Source organism: Flavobacterium micromati, from assembly GCF_900129585.1.
GTDB lineage: Bacteria > Bacteroidota > Bacteroidia > Flavobacteriales > Flavobacteriaceae > Flavobacterium > Flavobacterium micromati.
Genome location: NZ_FQWF01000010.1, coordinates 146,914 through 168,239 on the forward strand (window position 1 = coordinate 146,914; position 21,326 = coordinate 168,239).

At 32.7% G+C, this 21,326-nt stretch carries 17 protein-coding genes and 1 pseudogene; 6 read left to right on the forward strand and 12 right to left on the reverse strand.

What is annotated here, in order from left to right:
• Positions 1-25 precede the first annotated feature (25 nt).
• The 5 genes from omp85 to BUB42_RS11805 all read right to left on the reverse strand — a co-directional run bounded on the left by omp85 (position 26) and on the right by BUB42_RS11805 (position 5,290).
• Positions 26-1,426 carry an Omp85 family outer membrane protein gene (gene omp85, locus BUB42_RS11785; RefSeq protein ID WP_244533927.1) on the reverse strand — a complete coding sequence of 467 codons (1,401 nt, stop codon included), beginning with the start codon at positions 1,424-1,426 and terminating at the stop codon, positions 26-28.
• Between the two features lie 76 nt (positions 1,427-1,502).
• Positions 1,503-1,940, reverse strand: a complete 438-nt coding sequence (locus BUB42_RS11790; RefSeq protein WP_073020581.1) for a PepSY-like domain-containing protein — start codon at positions 1,938-1,940, stop codon at positions 1,503-1,505.
• A 189-nt stretch (positions 1,941-2,129) separates the two neighbouring features.
• On the reverse strand, positions 2,130-3,281 hold the full coding sequence (locus BUB42_RS11795) for a serine hydrolase domain-containing protein (protein WP_073020583.1): 1,152 nt from the start codon (positions 3,279-3,281) through the stop codon (positions 2,130-2,132).
• Between the two features lie 52 nt (positions 3,282-3,333).
• Positions 3,334-4,497, reverse strand: coding sequence for a sensor histidine kinase (locus BUB42_RS11800; RefSeq protein WP_449755015.1), 1,164 nt, complete (start codon positions 4,495-4,497; stop codon positions 3,334-3,336).
• A 112-nt stretch (positions 4,498-4,609) separates the two neighbouring features.
• Positions 4,610-5,290 carry a response regulator transcription factor gene (locus BUB42_RS11805; RefSeq protein ID WP_073020585.1) on the reverse strand — a complete coding sequence of 227 codons (681 nt, stop codon included), beginning with the start codon at positions 5,288-5,290 and terminating at the stop codon, positions 4,610-4,612.
• 277 nt (positions 5,291-5,567) lie between these two features.
• Here BUB42_RS11805 and BUB42_RS11810 point away from each other — a divergent pair, with 277 nt between their 5' ends.
• The 3 genes from BUB42_RS11810 to BUB42_RS11820 are packed head-to-tail and all read left to right on the forward strand — an operon-like array spanning position 5,568 to position 8,702.
• Positions 5,568-6,395 carry a phosphatase PAP2 family protein gene (locus tag BUB42_RS11810; RefSeq protein WP_084118334.1) on the forward strand — a complete coding sequence of 276 codons (828 nt, stop codon included), beginning with the start codon at positions 5,568-5,570 and terminating at the stop codon, positions 6,393-6,395.
• Entirely contained in the window at positions 6,376-7,905 is a 1,530-nt protein-coding gene (gene eptA / locus BUB42_RS11815; protein WP_073020588.1) for a phosphoethanolamine--lipid A transferase EptA, read from the forward strand. Before BUB42_RS11810 ends, eptA begins: the two co-directional genes overlap by 20 nt.
• A gap of 59 nt (positions 7,906-7,964) precedes the next feature.
• Positions 7,965-8,702, forward strand: a complete 738-nt coding sequence (locus BUB42_RS11820; protein ID WP_073020591.1) for a phosphatase PAP2 family protein — start codon at positions 7,965-7,967, stop codon at positions 8,700-8,702.
• 197 nt (positions 8,703-8,899) lie between these two features.
• Here the strand turns inward: BUB42_RS11820 and BUB42_RS11825 are convergent.
• The 3 genes and pseudogenes from BUB42_RS11825 to BUB42_RS11830 form a co-directional block, all read right to left on the reverse strand.
• Positions 8,900-9,544: pseudogene (locus BUB42_RS11825) on the reverse strand (DNA polymerase III subunit alpha); the annotation flags it as partial.
• Positions 9,531-9,677: a DUF5675 family protein gene (locus BUB42_RS16465; RefSeq protein ID WP_370568410.1), complete on the reverse strand. Its 147-nt coding sequence runs from the start codon at positions 9,675-9,677 to the stop codon at positions 9,531-9,533. The pseudogene BUB42_RS11825 and the gene BUB42_RS16465, both read right to left, overlap by 14 nt.
• A gap of 1 nt (position 9,678) precedes the next feature.
• On the reverse strand, positions 9,679-10,434 hold the full coding sequence (locus BUB42_RS11830; RefSeq protein WP_073020595.1) for a hypothetical protein: 756 nt from the start codon (positions 10,432-10,434) through the stop codon (positions 9,679-9,681).
• 305 nt (positions 10,435-10,739) lie between these two features.
• Here BUB42_RS11830 and BUB42_RS11835 point away from each other — a divergent pair, with 305 nt between their 5' ends.
• From BUB42_RS11835 to BUB42_RS11845, 3 genes are read left to right on the forward strand one after another with little or no spacing between them, the layout of a single operon-like run.
• Positions 10,740-10,964, forward strand: a complete 225-nt coding sequence (locus BUB42_RS11835; RefSeq protein ID WP_073020689.1) for a helix-turn-helix domain-containing protein — start codon at positions 10,740-10,742, stop codon at positions 10,962-10,964.
• The gene (locus BUB42_RS11840) at positions 10,964-11,296 is read left to right on the forward strand and encodes a HipA N-terminal domain-containing protein (protein ID WP_073020597.1); all 333 of its coding nucleotides are present in this window, start codon (positions 10,964-10,966) and stop codon (positions 11,294-11,296) included. Before BUB42_RS11835 ends, BUB42_RS11840 begins: the two co-directional genes overlap by 1 nt.
• Positions 11,289-12,239, forward strand: coding sequence for a HipA domain-containing protein (locus BUB42_RS11845; protein WP_073020599.1), 951 nt, complete (start codon positions 11,289-11,291; stop codon positions 12,237-12,239). Before BUB42_RS11840 ends, BUB42_RS11845 begins: the two co-directional genes overlap by 8 nt.
• 608 nt (positions 12,240-12,847) lie before the next feature.
• Here the strand turns inward: BUB42_RS11845 and BUB42_RS11855 are convergent.
• The 4 genes from BUB42_RS11855 to BUB42_RS11870 are packed head-to-tail and all read right to left on the reverse strand — an operon-like array spanning position 12,848 to position 21,322.
• The gene (locus BUB42_RS11855) at positions 12,848-14,926 is read right to left on the reverse strand and encodes a glycoside hydrolase domain-containing protein (protein WP_073020603.1); all 2,079 of its coding nucleotides are present in this window, start codon (positions 14,924-14,926) and stop codon (positions 12,848-12,850) included.
• A gap of 4 nt (positions 14,927-14,930) precedes the next feature.
• The gene (locus BUB42_RS11860; RefSeq protein ID WP_073020605.1) at positions 14,931-16,193 is read right to left on the reverse strand and encodes a YdcF family protein; all 1,263 of its coding nucleotides are present in this window, start codon (positions 16,191-16,193) and stop codon (positions 14,931-14,933) included.
• A 58-nt stretch (positions 16,194-16,251) separates the two neighbouring features.
• Positions 16,252-17,919, reverse strand: a complete 1,668-nt coding sequence (locus BUB42_RS11865; RefSeq protein WP_073020606.1) for a RagB/SusD family nutrient uptake outer membrane protein — start codon at positions 17,917-17,919, stop codon at positions 16,252-16,254.
• 10 nt (positions 17,920-17,929) lie between these two features.
• The gene (locus BUB42_RS11870; protein ID WP_073020691.1) at positions 17,930-21,322 is read right to left on the reverse strand and encodes a SusC/RagA family TonB-linked outer membrane protein; all 3,393 of its coding nucleotides are present in this window, start codon (positions 21,320-21,322) and stop codon (positions 17,930-17,932) included.
• Between the last annotated feature and the right edge of the window lie 4 nt (positions 21,323-21,326).

Sequence of the window (21,326 nt, forward strand, 5' to 3'; positions counted from 1 at the left end):
GCTCCAGTATTTTTTGAAGTTTATTTTAAAATGCTTGTCCTATTCCAAAATAAAATAAACTGTCCTCTTTTGACTTTCCATAATCAAATGACAAAATTGTAGATTGATTCCAAGCAATTCGTAATCCTGCACCGTATGAAAATTTAATATTTTTAAAATTTAAATCTTGCCATCTATCTCTCACTGTTCCTGCATCAAAAAACGGCGCTAATCCAAAAGCAAACCTTTGTTTTCCAAGTTTAGTTTCTAAGAATCGATACCTTAATTCTATGTTAGTAAACCATAACGAGCGTGATAAAAACCGGTTTGCTCTATAACCTCTCAACGATTGTTTTCCTCCCAAAGAGTTGATACTTCCATCGGGACTCCATTGATCTTGAAATTCAAAAAATGGAGCGTTTGATCCAAATATATTTCCAACTCCCAACCTACTCGCTACAACTGTCCTTTTACCGAAAGGCAATTTCCAAAATCCTTTCCCTTGTAGAAATAATTTATTAAATTCAAGCTGCGAACCAATATATTTACTTGAATATTCATTTGCAATTTCAAAATAGTATCCTTTTGTTGGATCTGGTTCAAAATCTCTTGTGTCATAAATAAGCGCAGTTTGAAGAATCGAAATCCAACCGCCGTTTAAACCCGATATATTCGTTTGTTCAAAATCTCTTTTTAAAAGCGAGAACCCATTAGGCGCGGTTGTCTTTTCTTTCGTAATTGGATCTATAGCCTCAGCTTCGACACCTTCAAAAGTTTTGTACCTTAAGTTTTGTATTTCATAGCCGCCCATAATTCTCCATTTTCCATTGCCTAACGCATAATCGGCTTTTAGATTAAGCATAAATTCTGTTTCTCTAAATCTATTAGATAAGGCATCTGTTACAAAAGGGGCTTCGCCAACATCGCCTGAACGCAGCGTTTTTCTTGCCTGATCATATTCTGAATAGGTGTTATAAGTTGGTCCTCCACTAGGAGTTGAAGGAAGTCTTAATGGTTCTAAAGTAGTTTCAGTTAGACCAAAATATAAATTGGTTGGATTTTGCTGTGCCTTAAAATCAATTTTAAATCTCCATCTAGTGCCTTTGTAATAAGGAACATCTAATGACATCACTAATTCTCTTGCATTGGATGTGTAATAAGCTGCGTTCACCTTCAATTTTGCTAAGTAAGGCGTGTAAGGAAACAAGGGATTTGTTCGCGCTCCATTCCAGAAAATATTAGATCTCACACCAAAACCAAATCCGGTAACCGGATCTGATGAAAAATCAGGAATTCCTGTGAAAAACCTACCTTCTTTTTTTTTAATGAGGTCATCTTCAGACATTCTTTTTGATTTTACAAAGGATAAAGAATCTTTTTCCTGCGCTTCTAAAAAAGGAAAACTTAGAAGAGTCAACATAAAGGAATACAGTAAGGTTTTTTTCACTTTCGTAACTATTTGTACAATTAAGCCACTATTTTTTTTTTAATGGCTTGTTATAAATTATATTTTTATTTTAAGATTATTCTCCTTTCAAGATTTTTACAAATCTACCAGAAGCATCAAAAATCAAATCACTATTTTTTCCATCAATACTAATCTCCGCTTCAAACGTAATTATATTTTTGTCATCTGTAATTTTAGCAGTTTCTTTGATTTTTTTATTAGGATAGGTCATTGCTATATAGGTTGAGGCTTTTGCAGGTAATTCGTTTTCTTTAATTTCGATTTCTGTGGCTACCTTGTGCCCTTTTTTATCATAGTTTGCTGAAGCATCTTTGCCATTCATTGTAAATTCTGCTTCAAAACCATCTGTCTCAATATCCCAATTTACTTTCGTATTTGGATATTCTTTTTGAAAAGCTTCCTTAACAAATTTCGGCACTTCTTTCTTTTCTTTAGTCTGTGCGCAACCTACTGTACTTATTGCCGCAGCGGCAAATAAAATTAAATTTTTCATAATTGCTGTTTTTAAATTAGTATGCAAATATCTATCATGAATCTATTTCAAATCTATTTTGTAAACTGCTTTATAAAAAATATATCCACATCAATGCTAGTTATAGTTTGACTTACTATATCAATTTCAAAAAGAAATTAATAGTACCACTTTCGAATTTTATTGGGCGTGGTGTATTGCTAATCCCGTTTATTTCAACACATTTAACTGGTCAATAATTTGAATAAAAATATCTTGCCAATAATTTGGATTATAAGATAGTGAGGAATTTCCAAATCGAATAATTTGAATATTTTTCTCTGGATAGATGTACAGATACTGACCATAAAGTCCAACGGCATAAAAACTATTATATTTTACAGGTCCTATTCCCCAATTGTTGTTGTAAAAATGTCTGTTATTGTTACTCGGATCTGAATGTGTTGAATATTCCACCCAATCCCTTGAAACAATCTGATTGCCCTCCCAACTGCCTTTGTTGAGATATAACCTTCCAAATTTAGCAAAATCAATGGTCCTTGCTTGTAGGCAACAAAAAGCTTTTTCCATACCATTTTGATTATCCTTGTCCAAGCTCCAATATGCGGGTGCTTCCATGCCTAATGGCTTCCAAATTTTAGTTTCTAAGTAATTTGAAACGGGCTTATTCGTTATTCTTTCAATAATTAAAGCTAACAACTGGGTATTTGCACTGCTATAATGAAATTCAGTATTAGGTGCTGTTTTGATTGTTAATTCTTTCATATCTCTTCTTAAATCATGACCCCAATAAAATTCAGCATTATCGGAGACAATATTAAATTCTTGATCTGTAAATTTTATTCCTGAAGTGTGTTGCAGTAAATTTTTTACTGTAATCTTATCAAATCCTGGCTTATTTTTAAATTCCGTTAAATAATTAATAATAGGGTCCTCTTTACTTTTAATTTTTCCTTCTGAAATAGCTATACCTACCAATGTTGAGACCATTGGTTTGACCATAGAAAACGAAGATACTAACGAAGTGTCCGAGTATTTACCATTATATTTCTCATATAAAATCGTATCATTTCTGATGATCAAAAACGAAATTGTATTATGAATTTTTGCAAAGCTATCTAGAGCTATATTACTTGCATTCAATGACTTGTTAGTCAAGCCTATCAACTTTCCTAAATTGTAGTCTTTAGCAGGCTTTATGAAATTAAAAACGGAGTCTTGGTTTTCAATTTTTCTTTTCGGAAAATGAGAAAAGTCATTCTGGTCTGGTAATGCCCCAAATCGAAGGGTGTGATAAACATCACAAGATGAAATTCCTAGAATAACGATTGCCAATAGTAAAATACTTATTTTGCTCCCCATAACTTTTGTTAGATGTTATTATATTAGTAATTAAATATTTACAATCAATCTATTATGTAACCATATTTTTAAACTGACTTAAAGAAAATAAATGCGCATTATTTTTATAATGATATGAAATGTTAATTGAATTCGCTTCGGCAATTTCCTTCACGATAGCCAATCCTAAACCAATAGAATTTACATTAGACGATTTTTTTTCAAAACGCTCAAAAATAGTATTTTCATTTAATGGTTCGAGTGCACCAGTATTGCTTATAATTAAGGTTTTATTTTTTATCGAAACAATAATTTGTCCGTTCTTGTAATTATGTCTTATGGCATTTTGGACTAAATTATTAATTAAAATAAAACACAATTCTGAATTAATTCTAAAATCCAATTCCTCAGTTGCTTCGTAAACAAACTGAAGCTTTTTATCTAAAATGAAATCTTCGTTTAAGGTTTTTACTTTCTCAAGCAAAGGAAGTAGTGCAACGGTATCTGTTTTTTCGTATTGTTGATTTTCTATTTTAGAAAGTAATAACAATGATTTATTTATCCTACTCAACCGACTTGTTGCCTCTTCAATAGAAACTAACAGCTTCATTGTTTCTTCATTCAAAGTGTTTTCTTGAAGTAATAAATCTATTTTACCCTTTATTATAGCTAATGGTGTTTGAAATTCATGGGAAGCATTTTCAGTAAATTTTTTTTGATTATTGTAATCATTAATCATTTTTGAAGTCATGAGATTGATAGAAGAATTTAATTCGCTGAACTCCGTGATTTCATTAGATTCTAATTTTTTATAATGCAGTGTATTGACGTTAAAATCCTTAATATAGTCTAAGGTGCTTTTAAATGGTTTCCAAATTAACTTGGAAATTTTGATATTGATGTACGCTGTGACTAAAAAAAGTAATACCAATAATAATGTAAAAACAACAAAGACTACTTCCATCAATTCATCATATTCTATGGTACTCTTCCAAACTTTAATGTGATAATTTTTCCCGTTTACGACAGCATTTAGTGCTATCATTTTATTCGAAATGTACTCCTTTTCAATATCAGAATACAGCAACGTGTCCTTAGTAGTTTGCGGAATAATCCTGCCCTTTTCAATCTCTTTTATATACACCTCATTATTGGCTTCAAATACATTTAGCACAGTACCATTTCCTTTTTTAATGTAGAGCTTTGTATCACTTTTACTCTTGTTAAAAGAATAGATTCATTGCTTTCCCCAATTTCTTCCAATAAAAAAAAATAGATAAAAATGGCTGAAAATAAAATTACCGGAATAGTGTAGAAGATATAATATCGGCTCGTTTTTGTTAGTAACTTCATAGTTCGGTTTTAAAAGTATATCCTATGCCATATATGGACTGAATGTAGTCATTACAGTTTGCTGCCAGTAGTTTCTTTCTAAGATTTTTCACGTGGTTGTAGATAAAATCAAAATTATCAAATTGATCCGCGCTGTCTCCCCATAGATGTTCCACCAAAGCGTTTTTTTGAATAACCCTGTTTTTATTAGCGATAAAATAAACTAATAAATCAAACTCTTTTGAAGTTAAAGTAATTGGAAGTGTGTGTATCAAAACTTTTCTTTCATCCGGATACAGTGCCATTTCATTGATGATAATTACATCAACTCCATCAAAATTATTGCGTCTAATCAAAGCTTTTATACGAGCATTTAGTTCGGGTAAATAGAAGGGTTTTGGCAAATAATCATCCGCTCCTAAATTCAATCCATCTATTTTATCATCGAATGAATTTTTGGCTGAAATAATAATAATTCCAGTTTTTGGTCTACTATTTTTAATGGTTTTTATTAAATCTAACCCATTACCATTAGGCAAAGTAATATCTAATAAAACACAATCATATTCATATACTTGTATTTTTTCATAAGCACTATTAAAATCGTTCGCTACTTCAACTATATTCTTTTCAAGTCCTAAATAGTGGGTAATACTTTTTTGCATTTCTATTTCATCTTCAACCAGTAAGATCTTCATAATGTAAGTTTAAGTGTAGAATTATAAAGTAAAATTAGCTGTTAAATCTATTCCAAATCTATTGTTTTTCAAAAATACAGATTTCCTACAGATTTGAAATTGAAATTTGTATATTGTCTCAAAAATATTTCCAAATAATTTATAAAATCACACGATATTACCAACCTATTTATAAGATTTTAGCGCTACAAAATAGCAGTGTAATTTTATTAAAGACAAAAAAAGTAGCTACTTTTAAATAAAATCAGGAACTTAAATCTTAAAATAAAAAATTATAATGAACACAAAAATTATTGATAACTATTCCAAGCTCACGCTATGTTTGTTTTATGTCCCCTTATTGCTAATAATTGTCATTGTTTCATTTCTGCAAAGCCAAGATTGTTTAAGTAATTTGAAATACATACAAATTCAAAAGAATAGTTTCTTTTTTATTAATCATAATTTAGGACAATATCCTAGTGTAGAATACAATCTTACTCAAATTGGTGATGCTTCGATATTTTTATCTTTTTTAATTATTTTGATTGTATATGCTCCTAAATTATGGGAGTCTTTATTATCCGCTTCGCTAGTTTCTCTATTATTTTCTTACATACTTAAAAAAACATTTTTAGTACCAAGACCTGCCGAAGTGTTTGCAAACAATAGTTTTATTATCATCGGTAAAAAAGCTGTAGGCTTTGCCAGTTTGCCATCAGGACACTCTATTACAGTGTTTACTACACTTACCATCTTGCTTTTCGCCTTTAATCCAAAAAGGTTGAAATATAAAATTTTATGGGCTTCATTCATAATCCTTTCTGGTTTAGTTATTGTATTTTCAAGAGTTGGTGTAGGAGCGCATTATCCTCTTGACGTTATTTTCGGAAGTATTATTGGATATATTTCGGGTCTAATAGGCATTTTTATTAGCCGTAGATATAAAATTTGGACATGGATTAACGATAAAAAATATTATCCAATTTTTATTATAACCGTTTTAATATGCTGTATTTCTTTGATAATGAAAATAATTAATGAAAATTTAATAGTGTTTGATTTAGCACTAATTAGCTTATTTGTTGCACTTTACACAATAATTTATGTATACATTAAAAAATAATTTAAAAATAACTCATTTTGCGTTATTAATGAGTGTTCTTAATATTCTATTCTTTCATTATCCTTTTTTTAAATTTGTTTTTAATAACCTTGAATATAAAAGTACAAACGGCATTTCTATTATTATTAGTTTAATTATTCTGATGCTAGTTCTCAATGCTTTTGTTTTTTTTCTGATTTTTTTTCTATCGCGCTTAGTTGGAAAGTTTTTATTGGTCGTGTTCTTTATTATTAACTCCATTGCAGTTTACTTTATTAATACATACAGTATAATTATCGACGAAAGTATGATTGGCAATATTCTCAATACCAAATATGAAGAATCAAGCAGTTTTTTTTCGATAAAATTACTCGTGTACGTGATTTTATTTGGAGTTATTCCTAGCATTTATATTATAAAAGTTAAAATAATAAATGTAACGTTAAAGAAATTTTCGATCATCACTTCTCTTACTCTTTTATTAATTCTAGCTTTAGTTTTTGTTAATGCTAGTAACTGGTTGTGGATTGATAAAAATTCAAAAAAATTAGGTGGACTTGCAATGCCATGGTCCTACTCAGTAAATATTTCTCTTTTTTATGCCCATGAATACAAAAGAAATCAAAAAGAAATCTTACTGCCAAATGCTATTATAAAAGACAACCAAAAATCAATTGTAGTCTTAGTTATAGGAGAATCTGCAAGAAGTCAAAATTTTTCTTTATATGGCTACAAAAAAAACACGAATCCACTACTTTCTAAAACGCCTAATTTATTTCATTTTAATGCTATCTCTGATGCTACCTACACTACAGCAGGTGTAAAAAGTATTTTAGAACACACAAATAGTGATGAGTTATATGAAATATTGCCCAATTATTTATATAGAAATAATGTAGAAGTTATCTGGAGAACTACAAATTGGGGAGAACCGCCTATTCATATTAAAAATTTTCAAAATAGAGATTTTTTAAGACCAAATTGCACAGGTCAAGGATGTGATTATGATGAAATTCTGCTGACTGGCTTAAAAGAAGAAATTTTAGCCAGTAAAAAAAATAAAATATTGATAGTATTGCACACAAGTATTAGTCATGGACCTTCCTATAGCAAAAAATATCCACCCACATTTGAAACTTTTAAACCCATATGTAATAGTGTTGAATTAGGAAATTGTTCGCATGAAGAACTAATCAATGCTTATGACAATACTATTGTTTATACAGATTATATTTTATCTAATGTTATTGCCGATTTAAAACAATTACCAGCTTACAAAAGTACCATGATTTTTGTGTCAGACCATGGGGAATCTTTAGGAGAAAAAAATCTATATATGCACGGGTTACCTATGAGTATTGCACCGAAAGAACAATATGAAATTCCTTTTATAGTTTGGTTATCTGATAATAGTTCAAAACACTTAAAGCCTAATAAAACATTGTCTCAAAACCATGTGTTTCACAGTGTTTTAAATTTTTTAAACATAGAAAGTTCTATTTACAATGAGGAAATGAATATTTTTAAATAAACTAATTAAAAGGAATTAAAATATATCCATAAAAATTTTAATCGTATTAAATTTAAAACATGAATTACAAATTCCTTTTATCAACGTTCCTAATCTGTCAATCGATTTTTGCACAAGAAGTTAAAAATGATTCTATCAGCACAAAAAAAATCAGCTATAAAGAACTAATTATACCTTCTGTACTTATTGGTTATGGGATAATTGGTATTGAGAGTGAAGCCATTAAAAATTTAAATACAGAAATTAAAGAAGAGGTTAATGAAAATATTGACCATAAAATTACCATCGATGATTTTACACAATACCTGCCAGCAGTTTCGGTTTATGGCTTAAACGCTATGGGATTAAAGGGTAAGAGTAATTTTAAAGACAGAAGTATAATTTTGGCTGCGTCCTATCTATTAGTTGCTGCTACAACATTACCACTAAAAAACATAACACACGTGCAACGGCCAGATGGTTCGTCATTTAATTCCTTTCCTTCAGGTCATACCGCAACGGCATTTGCTAGTGCCGAATTTCTCTGGCAAGAATATAAGGATGTTTCTGTTTGGTATGGAATTTCAGGTTATATTATTGCAACAGGCACCGGTTTCTTTAGAATGTATAACGATCGACATTGGTTAACCGATGTAGCAGCTGGCGCTGGAATTGGTGTTTTATGTACAAAAACAGCCTATTGGTTGTATCCAAAAATGCAAAAGCTACTTTTCAAAAAGGAAACAAAAGCAACAGTTATCATTACCCCTTTTTATAATGGAAGGCAAACAGGAATTGGATTACTTAGAAAATTTTAATCTTTTTACTAAATCACAAAAAATGATTTATAAAAAGTTATTACTATCCGAAAGTTTTTAACACAACTTTCGGATAGTAATGACAAACTTTCTATAAAAGTCCATTTTATAAATGTAATCTTAGTTTTTTTGTCCTGCTCGCCAAAATAATCCAAATTAAAATTTTTCAACTTTTTACCTATAAATAAATTAAATCCTTACTCCCCCATCTTGTACCTGGGCAGATTAATCTCATGCGCCCGAGGATATGGATCCCGACTGGTATTACTCACATCTTCCTTGATGCGTTGTTGGGTTAGGAATTGATGATCCTTAGCATCAGAATATCTTGGATCAGGGACAAAAGGAAGCTTTGCCATTTTGAGAATCGTTAGCGTTGGAAAATGATAATCAACTTTAACAGCTCCTAATAGAAGATAACAGCCTCCATCTTGAAAAGGATACTGTAATAAATTATCAGGAAAATGAACGGTGTCAAAATAAATTCCTTCAAAATCTACCCAGATGCCAAAATACATCGTACCTCTAACCGTGGGAATTTGTTTTCTCGAAATAAGATAACCCAACATGCGAACTTGCTTTTTGTGATGATGGATTAAATTCTTTGCCATTACATCACCTCTGTAGTGACTTTGCAATAAATCAAAAGTGGTAAAAGAGGTTGGAAACCCTAATAATTCAATTTCATCAAAAGCATCTTCAAAACGAGAACGCTCTAATTTGGGTAATTGGTATTCCTTAACATACTCCTGAAGTAGTAACATTTGATGGTCCATTTGAGCCAAATTAAACAATAAACTCGCTAATATTAATAGTTGGTTTTTGGTTTTACCGGTCTCCCTCGGGAATACAAGAAATTCGGCTTTGATTTCCTAACCAAGGCAATTCGATGGTGTAACAAACTAGTGTGCCGTTCCATTCTAGGCTCCCTTGCGTTCCTTCAGAAAAATAAATTCTGTTTAATAACAAAACCATTTTACAATCCGCTCACGCTAACCAATGCTAACGGGTTATAGGATCCGTTTTTTAATGGATACATCTGACCATTCACCTGTTGGTAAAACTCAACACCTAAAGCCAAAAACAAGGGTCTTGTACTATTGGGAGTAACTGGATTTGCTTGTGTAATAGCGACTGTTGGTGTTAAATCCCACGGAAGAATCGTAGTTTCGGAATTTGTGGAAACGAAAGTCTCCCCCTCAAAATCGATTTCAGAGCCAGCCGAAATAATTTTAAAATGGGTTGTTCCTCCTGGAGCTGCAATCATATTAGCGGGAATAAAAGGAGCTATATCAATAGTATTGTCTCCAGTTAATCGGTCAATACCAACAACATAAGGAGCAAATAAACTTGTGCCCAATTTTCCTCTAATATTAAATTCAAAACCAGCAAGTAATTCGGCTTCGCCGTCAATCACATTTCTCAACCCTCTCACACTGACGGTATCTGCTTGGATCACTTTTATCATTGCTTGAGTCAACCGACTTACCATTCTGCCATCAGCAGAATTCAAAAGCAAGGCTCTCAAAGCCGTTCTCAAAATCTTCCCCGCTTTTCCTGCTCTTCCAAATTCAGAACCATTCTCACGTGTTCTTTGAAACGCAGGATCACTTTTGATTCTGCTGGCATCGATACCTCCTTTTTCGCGCGCTAAATGTCCATCTTGGGTTTTGTAAAAAGTAATATCACCGATAGTACCTTTCAATTTAATTATGCCTTTCTGTCTTGCCATAATTTCTAAAATTTAAGTTTGAAATAATTTGAAAATTCCCTCAATCATAATCCAGTTGCAACATTTTTAGATTGATTTCAAAACAAATTTTAGACAATTTAACCGCATAAAAAAGCCATGACCATTGCATATGGCACTTTTGGGTATAATTGGCATAAATCAACTTAAATGACACCGAATTTCCAAATTAATCACCATATACGAGTATATGTAAAGGCATATAAAATTAATTTTTATAGTAAAACTATATGCTTTTACATATAATTTACTATATTTGATTTAATTCGTTGTAAATGCATATAATCATGATGACACTAGCTGACTTTGTAAAAGAAAAAAGAAATGAAGTAAACCTCACACAGGAAGCATTTGCGGACCGTGCTGGAGTGGCACTCACCGTTATCCGAAAAATAGAGCAAGGCAAAGAAAATCTAAATTTGGAGAAGGTAAACCAAGTTCTCAGAATGTTCGGGCATACCCTCGCACCAGTAAACGCAAGAGAATTATCCAAAAATGATAAGAAAGAATAATGAGAAAAGCAGCAATATATTATAAAGACCTATTGGCAGGAATACTCACGGAAACAGATGAGGGAGAATATCTCTTTCAGTATAAAGAAAAATATATAAAAGAGTACCCCAAACAGTTCATCACGTTTACAATACCCGTAAGCGCCAAAACTTATACAAATCAACGATTATTCCCATTTTTTGAAGGATTAATTCCTGAAGGCTGGCTACTGGCTATCGCATCCAAAAACTGGAAAATTAATCCAAACGACCGAATGGGATTGCTACTGGCGTGCTGCCAAAATTGTATCGGAGCAGTTAGTGTCCAACCCCTATCAAACGAAGATGAGTAAGAAATGTTTATACTGTTATCAAATATTGGATGATACAATTGTAGGTGATTTTCATGAGCAGTGCAGCTTAGTTTTTTTTGGAACAAAGCGGCAACCTGCATTTGAACATACCCTACAACAAATGGTGGAATTAGCTCAAAATATAGTAGAGCGTAGCGTAGCGGTTCCAGGAGTACAACCCAAATTATCGTTATCGCTAGTAAATGACACGATTCAGGATGGAAACAAAGGGCGTCTTACCGTTGCAGGTGCTTTGGGCGGTAACTTTATTTTCAAACCGCCATCCGAACAATTCCCTGAAATGCCCGCAAATGAACATATAACTATGCGCATTGCAGAAGCATTTGGAATTAATACGGTAAAATCAAGCTTGATACGTTTACAATCCGGGGAGCTGTCCTATATTACCAAACGTATTGACAGGACAGCAACGGGTGAAAAAATCCACATGCTCGACATGTTCCAAATCACGGAAGCTTTTGACAAATACAAAAGCTCTATGGAAAAAATTGGTAAAGCCCTAAACGAGTATTCTGACAATACCTTATTGGATAAAGTCTATTTCTTGGAGTTAGCAATTTTTAGCTTCTTAACGGGAAATAATGATATGCATCTCAAGAACTTCTCCATGATAAACACAGGCGGCTCCTGGACGTTAGCACCTGCCTATGATCTTCTGAACGTAGCTATTGTAAATCCGGACGACACCGAAGAACTAGCTTTAACTTTGGAAGGAAAAAAGAAAAAATTAAAATGGGAGCATTTCGAACGATTGGGAAAATCATTAGACTTAAACTACAAACAACTAAAAGGAATCGAGAAACGATTTAAGAAAAATAAACCTATCGCCATCCATTGGGTTAATACCTCTTTCCTATCCGATGAATACAAAGAAAAATATAAAATGCTGTTAGAAGAAAGATACACTGCCTTATTCCTATAAATGCTTCTAAACCAATAATTTTTTTTTCTAATTTTACACAACATAAACGTTTAGGCAATAGGATTTTTAAGTAAGTCAAAGCCTAATCAAAGCTATAGATAAAGTATGAAAATAGATAATAAGAGATTGTGTATCTACCCTAAGGACATACAACGCATAACCGGAAAGAGTTATCGTCAAAGCATTAGAATAATGCAAAATATTAGAAAAGAGCTCAACAAGCTCCAAAATGAATTAGTATCAATAGAAGAGTTTTGCCAATATACAAGCCTAAAAATAGAACAGGTTGAACCACTAATTATTGGATAAAAAAAACTTCTATATTCAGTAAAAGAGTAAAGTTCATTTTTATAACATTCATAATTGTTTATAAAAGTCTAATTATTAATTGTATTTACAATATTTATAACTCGTATATACGGTGTCAGGTACTACTAGCGATAATGTCGTTTATTTATTTACAATTATAGTTGAAGACTGATTACAGCAATCTAGTACGATTTCACAACTGTCCGTAGCCTTAATTTAATCTTTCTAAAATATTTTGCATTTTTAATACTTACCTCGACCACAACTTCCTGATATCAAATTAATACATTGAAATAAAATCATTCTTTTACAGTAGAAATCCATTGATTTTTGATTCCCCATTGTTTATTTGGCTCCGTCGAAGTTTCAAGAATTAGCAAACCTCCTGCTTGGATTTCACCTTGTGTTAACCAGTTTCTTTCCAAAACTTTTCCATTCAAATTAGCAGATTTTATGTAGAAGTTATCTTTGTTATAGTTCTTGACTTCTATGGTAAAAAATTTTTTATTTTCCCATTGAAAAGTGACTGTTTTAAATATTGGAGCAGTCAAATAATAAATAGGATCTCCAACGTTTGCGGCAGATAAACCAATACTGCGCATCACAAACCAAGAAGACATGGTTCCTGAATCATCATCCATCGTTCGGACATACGCTTGTGGTTCGTTTTTATAAATTCGGCCTATGTAGGAATCGATTCCTTTACTGTTGTCATTAAAATAACTTTGAATGACAATATCTAATAAAAGATTGCGATACAATTTTTGTGATTTCCATGGTTGAGAACTCGCATTGTACATCCCGGGAACTTGTAAATCAGGCTGATTGGCATGATTATAATTATCGCCATCGAAAAATTGATTTAACTGTGTTACAAAACTATCCTCGCCTCCAGTCAATACTTTTAATCCTTTTACATCAAATGGTACAAACCAACGGTATTGCCAAACCGTTCCTTGATACATGCCTCTAGCTGGCATAATATCAATATCTTTTTTACTTAAATCAGCAAAATCTTTTTTCCAATACTGTTTGTATTCTAACGCTTTATTTAAGTACTTTTTACTCAACAACGTATCGTTAGTAATTTTCAGAATTTCTGATAATGCCCAATTGTCGTATGAAGATTCTAGTGCTTTATCCGGTGAACTATAATCCAATCGATCTACCTCAGCAATCAATGAATCTTTTATCGGATTAAAGTCTATGAAATAACCTTTTCTATTACCATCTAATAAAACTACGATCGCATGTTCTGTTCTAACCGTGGGAGAAGGCTCGTGTTTTGTAGCCCAATTATTCTTTCCGTGCAAATATAAATTAGCAATCGATCTTAAGATAAAGCGGTATTTTTCGGGGTAGGCCAATGATAACATAGGTAATTGTTCTCTATAATTATCCCAAATAGCCCAACCATTATATATAAAATCTTTTGACTTTTGTATTGTGCCATCAATTGCGGCATATTTCCCATCAGGTTCTGATATTAAAAAAGGAGCTTGTAAACCACGGTATAAAAGAGAGTAAAATAAATCTTCCCGATCTTTCTCTCCTTCCACTTTGATTCTACTTAATAGACGATTCCATTGCACCGCTGTTTCCTTGGACAATTCTCCTGCAGCAAGAGATTCTATTTTTGCCTTAGCATAATCCTCACTCACAGAGGAGAATCCTACGCGAACATTCATTTCTCTTGCGTCCTTCTTTCCTGACACTAAAAGTTTATGCTCCTCTATAGATTTAATATGCTCCATATTTGCGATTTCAAGCGCAAAATAAATACGATAAATTCCTTTGTTACAAGTTGTCTGTGTATCAACCCAACCACTAATCATTTTTCCTGAAATTTGATGCTTTTCTGCTACAAATCGATTATCAAAAGCATACGATAAATCGATATATAATCCTGCTCCTGAAGATGGAAAAGTATATTGATGAATCCCAAAATTATGTTTTACACTCATCTCAGCCTTTACACCGTTTTCAAAAGCAACACTGTAAATTCCAGGAAAAGCCTTTTCTGTTTTTTTTACTAATGGTGTAGCAATATCAGCAGTAAGAATTGGTTTAACCAAAATATTTCCGCCTGTACCAACACATCCCACTCCTTCAATTCTTGTATGCGTAAATCCAATAAACTCCTTTGCTAAATACTCATACCCCGCATGAAGATGAGGATACGTTTGTGGTCCAATACTCATCATGTTAAAAGGCGAAGAGGCAGCTGGTGACATCTGTCCATGATCACCTGAAGTTCCAAGAAAAACATTTACTTTATCGTTATACCATGGAGAAAGACTGCGTTTCTCTTTTTGGGCGTTTACTGATTGATTACCAATTGCAAATAGGATAATTACAATAAGGATTACTTTTTTCATAAATTTAAGGATCTAAAGGGTCGATGGGATTCTGGTGTAATGATTCGATTTTGGGCAAAAATTCAATGGTGGTGTCAGAAAGTCTTTTTAATTGTATTGCTGGAAGATATCCAAACTCAGACATGCATCTTGCTGCAAAGATTTTATTTCCTAAATAACTGCTATGACTACTATTGGTAACCACTAAAATAGGTTTAGTAATAGACACTTGATTGAGAACCAAAAGACGAGTGGCATTACGTAAATTTGTTGTCGTATGCCTTGCATGTGGATCAATTAAAATATTTTCTTCTGGAATCTTATACATTTCCATCAGTTCCTTTTTCATTTCAATGGCTTCACAAAAAGAAGTTCGAAAAGGGTGTGCATGTCCTCCCGAAACAATCAATATCGGTGCTTTTTTTGATTGATATTCTAATACTCCCAATTGTAAGTTTAATTTTCCTACCGCCGAAAGCCGGTCTTGATAATTTTCGGGTCCATTTCCTAAAACTAAAATCGAAGAATACGCATAAGTATCAAAATTAATATTTTTTAAATGAGCAATTGCTTTTTTATTTTCATTTTCAGCTAATGGCTCATAACGAGCCGCTTCATCTCTATGATTCATATACAACAACGCTAAAGAAAAATCTAATGCTGGCTGAAAAAACAAACGACTTTCTTTTTGCTTTGCATGTTGTAAAAAGTCACTCCACATTACAACAGCTCCTTTATAAAAATTAGATTTAACGTCATAGGAAACGGAATCAATTACAGCATACTGCGGCGCTTCACCTGCCCCATACACACTAGAAATTTGATTCATTCCTGTAGCACAAAGTTCCCACGCCTTTATTAATAATTGAGCGTCCGATTCATTCTTGAAATTTTCATAGGCTCCAGAGGTACGCAAATTATCGTTTACAAAATCTTGAAAAAACTGATTTTCATGTATTAATACCTCTAATCTTTTAGAGATGTTTTTTAAAACTCCTTCTTTGAATTGGTAACTGGAGATTAAACTTTTCAAACTATCTTTAAAAACAATTACCTGTCCCTCAATTTCTTTTTGTTGTTTTTCATAAATGGATTTTAAAATTAAATCATTTTCTAATAATCTGCGAACTGCCTCATTTTTTTGGATGGCAGTCAAAAGATAAAAGTTTTTGTCTTGAACTACAGCATTTGAATGAGCTGATGTAAAACCTAAAGTGAATCCCTTCCCTTTTTGCGCCTGAAGACTCATAATCATAAAAGTCAACAGTATAATTAGTATTCTTTTCATGTCTTTCTTTGTAAATAGGAAAAGGGCAATATCACGATTGCCCTTTTTATTTTAAATATTAATAACCGCTATTTTGAGTAATTATCCCAGGAGCAAATCCATCAATATAGCTTTGAGGTATTGGAAAATATTCGTTTTTCCCTTTTGTAAAAAAAGCATTCGTTAAATGTGTTCTTCTTGTTTTTTCTACAGCAAGGTATGTCTTCATAACTGAATCAACTTCTCCCCATCGCACTAAATTAAAGAAACGGTGCCCTTCCATAGCCAATTCTAATCTGGTTTCAGTATGAACTGCTGCTGTGGCTTCTATTGAATTTGTCCAAGGCAAAGTGTAAGTGCTAATATTATAATTGCCAGCATTTGCGGTTCCATCCAGTGTTTTTACATAAGTAGAATTAGAAGCACGTTGTCTAATTTGGTTAACTAATGCTCTTGCCTCTTCCAATTTATTAATTTCTACTGAAGCTTCAGCTCGCCATAAAATTACCTCTGCATACCGAATGATATAGTAATTCAAGGCATTAACATACGGCCAAACCGTTACATAAAAAGGCGATTTTGCCGAAACTATCCTCTTTTTAGGAGCGAACTCTCCATAGGTGGCTAAATCTCTTGCCCAAGTCGTTGAATAAAGAACACCTAAATCTTTATAAGGAATTCCAGGACGTCCCACTGTAATATCTAATCGGGGATCTACTTTATCGCTATTTAGAACATCTATATTATCCTCTTGAGGTAAACCGACACTATTTGTCTTAAACGCATTTACTAAATTTTTAGAGGGTCTATGAAAACCATATTGAGCATAAAAAGGTCCGCCTGGTGCTGTTAATCGATCCCCAATACTTCCATTATAACTGCTCGCTTGTCCATCATTTATAGAATGTTGCACTGCAAAAATAATCTCTTTATTATTGTCATTTTCAGGTAAAAACACTTGTTGAAAATCACTTAATAAACCATAAGAGCTGCTCATAATTTCAGTTGAAGCATCATAAGCTAACTGCCATTTTTTTTCAAACACATAACATTTAACTAGATAAGCCTTAGCTGCGATTTTTGTAGGTCGGCCTTTATCCGTTTGAATTTCAGGAAGATCAGTATAGGCTAATTTAAAATCATCTTCGATTTTTCCCCAAAGTTCCTCTGAAGTAAAAATAGTATTTGATTTTGCATAATCAGCAACTGTATTAGCAGTTTCGTCAATATAAGGAATACGATTGTAGATTTTTTTCAATTCGAAATAATAATGACCCCTTAAAAATCGCAACTCAGCAGCACGCTTTAATTTTAAAGCGGGATCAAAATCTGTAGAAGCATTCAATAAACGCATCGCCTCATTACTTCGCTTAACTCCTTCATATAAGGCCATCCATTTTCGTACGATGTCGATAGTGGTTGAATTTGCATTGAAGATTTCCATTTGGTGTATATTATTTTGATCACCTGTTCCTCCGCCTCCTTTATAGCAATCATCCGAAGTCACATCGCCAAAACTCCAATTGGAATCAGGAGAATTAAATGCATTCGATGCACCATCTATTTGTCCGTTCAAAACACTGTAAGCCGAGATAATGGCACGCTCAACATTTGCCGCTTGTGTCATTTCAGAAGGTTTTACTTCACCATAAGTCTCTTCTTCTAAGAAATCATTAGAGCAAGAACTCAACTGCAGGGATAAACCAATTAGCAATGCCGCGTTCATTATGTTTTTTATTTGTATCATTTTGAAAAAATTAAAAGTTTAAATTAAAGCCTACAATAAATGTTCTTGAAGGGGGATAAAGTCCTCTATCAATACCTATATCAAGGTTTCTATTGCTTGATGAGTAACTTTGCAATCCTATTTGTGGTGTCATTCCGCTATATTTAGTGATTGTGAACACGTTACTGGCTTGCCCGTAAAATCGCAATTTCATTCCTGAAACTACTTCTGGTTTGAACGTATATCCTAATTGTAAATTATTTAACTTGAAGTAAGATCCATCTTCGACATAATAAGAGGATGGACGAATATTATTATTAGTATCGTCTAAGGATAATCTTGGAATATTTGAAGTGGGATTATCCACTGTCCAAGCTCCTAATAATGCTGCATCTTTATTATAAGCCGCCTGATTAAAAAACTGTGTTTTATACTTTGTCAGGTTATAAATGTCATTTCCAAAATTTCCATTGAAAAACATTCCTAGATCAAATTGCTTGTACTTTAGATTAACATTAAAACCTAACATTACAACAGGATGTGGCGAACCAATAAATGTTCGGTCTAACGTATTAATTATTCCATCTCCATTAATATCTTTGAATTTCAAATCTCCTGGCTTTGCATTTGGTTGTAAACCATAATCTGTAACTTCTTGATTACTTCTAAATAATCCATCCGTCACAAAACCATAAAAGGAACCTATAGGTTGTCCCACAGCACTTCTGGACACCTCTTGACCAAAATTTACAGTATGCAACGAGGAAGTTGGTATTCCTAAATAAGGGGCACTTGATAAAGCGGAAAGGTTATTATTATTTCCTGCTAAATTCAACGCTACATCGTAACTAAATTCATTTATTTTATCTTTAAAATTTACGTTTAACTCATAACCGCGGTTTGTCATTTGTCCATCATTGACCCATTGCCCATCATTTGTTCCACCATAAGTAAGTGGAACAACATTGTAAACTAGGATATCATTTGTAACTTTATCGTAAACTTCTGCTGTAACATTTAATTTGTCATTAAAAAATCCCAAATCTACACCAAAGGTTTTTTGTGTTGTGGTTTCCCATGCCAAATTAGAATTGGCAACGCGGGTTTGAGTCAATCCTGTAGCAACTACATTTTGGCTACCGTTAATAGCATAATTAGAATAACTATTATTATTTGTATAACTATCTACTGTAGAATAGGAAGGCAATTGCTGGTTTCCAGTTTGTCCCCAACTCCCTCTTAATAAAAAAGAACTTATAGTGGTCCCTACCTTAAAAAAGTTTTCTTTGTCTATTCTCCAACCCCCTGAAACCGATGGAAAAGTCCCCCATTTATTATTTACTAACCTTGAAGTTCCATCTCGTCGTACCGTTGCTGTAACCAAATATTTCTGTCCAAAATTATAATTTACTCTTCCAAAATAAGAATTCAGTGCCCATTGCTCAGCTGTTCCTGAGTTCAATTGATTTTCGGTTCCATACGTTAGATACCTAAAATTCAAATCACTATATAGAAAATTTTGTCGTGAAGCTCCAAATCCTTCATAATAATATTTTATAGCTTCTTGACCTAGGAGGGCATCAATATTATGGTTATTAAGTTGTTTTTTATAATTTATTGTATTTGAAATGGTAAGCTGATAATTAAAACTATTGTTAGTTGTCAATTCATTTTTAACATTCCGCGATAAAATCTCGTCAAAAACGGGTGAAAAACCTCTATAATTATAGCTTTGAAAATCTAAACCTAAAGATGTATTATATGTAAAATCACCTACTGAAACTCTAGCAAAAACATTACCCAATGCTTGAATTCTTTTTTGCTTATTATCTTTAGCTCGTGTTAATCTACCTAATGGATTTGAAATATCATTTATAGGATTTCCTGCAAAATTGCCATTTATATCATAAACAGGCACAATAGATGGGAACTGCATTGCATCATAAACAATACTACCCAAAGAGCTGTTCGTTCCTGCGGCAACCTGAGTGGTGTAGGCACTTGTAAAATTTTCTCCTATCGTTAACCAATCTTTTATTTTATAACTAGAATTGAATCGTGCGGAAAAACGCTCAAAATTGGTATGTTTTATAATTCCATCTTGATTGAAATAACCTAGCGAAAACGAATTTTGTGCTTTATCATCTCCTTTAGAAACTGACAAATTATATGAATGAACAGCCGCTGGATGCATAATTTCTTTTATCCAGTTTACGTCTCCACTTTTTATAGTATTTGTTTGATTGATAAAATTAGGAATAGTAGCTTGATTTGGATCATTCCCATAAATACCATTTGAAGGTACTTTGCCATCGTTTTTAGTTGCTTGCCATAACAAGTCGCCATACTGTTGTGCGTTTAACATATTAGGTAAATTGAATGCCGCTTGCATTCCTGAATATCCGTCAAATTGCATTTGCGTTTTTCCGTCTTTACCGCCTTTTTTTGTAGTTATTAGAACAACGCCATTTGCAGCACGTGACCCATAAATGGAGGCCGATGCGGCATCTTTTAAAACTTGAAGAGATTCAATATCTGCTGGATTGATTCCGTTTAATCCATTGGAAACTGGCACTCCATCAACAACCACTAAGGGATCGTTATTATTAATGGTACTAAATCCACGAACACGTATAGAAGTTCCTCCTCCAGGGCTATTATCGCTCATAATTTGAACCCCGGCTAATCGACCTTCTAACATCTCCACAACATTAGACTTTGGTTGTGAATTAATCTCTTTCATCTTTACAGAAGAAATGGAAGCCGTTATATTTCTTCTTTTTTCAGTACCGTAACCTGTTACTACAATTTCATCTAATTGAGAGGCTGATTCCATCAATACAATATTAAAAATGCTTTTATTTTCAATATTTACAGTCCTATTCTCAAAACCTACATAAGTGACCGTCAGAATTTTGCTGTCCGCAGGTATATCTAATGCAAATCTACCTTCAAAATCAGTAATAGTTTGATAAGTAGTTCCCGAAATCGCAACAGAGGCTCCAGGAATTGGAAGATTGGTCCCGTCTAAAACAGTTCCTGATATTCTTCTTTTTTCTTGAGAACTATTATTTCTCAAAACTAACAATTCTTTAACCAAAACTCCATTTTTGGTGATCTTAAAATCTAGATTTGCTTTGGCACTTACTACATTTAATACCTGATTTAAATCTTGATTAATTATAGTTAACGAAATTTTATTCTGTAAAAAGGACTGATCTGATCTATAAATAAACTTGCTATCGATTTGTTTTTCAATTGCGATAAAAACTTGTTTGATGGTTACCTCTTTTAAATTTAAAGTGATCAATTCAAGTTGTTCAGCAGTATCTAAGGATTCCGATTTGTTAAGTGTTTTTGAATGAATAGTGCATACACTTCCCTGAATAATAATAAAAGCTAGGAATAGAATTTTATTTTTCATTATT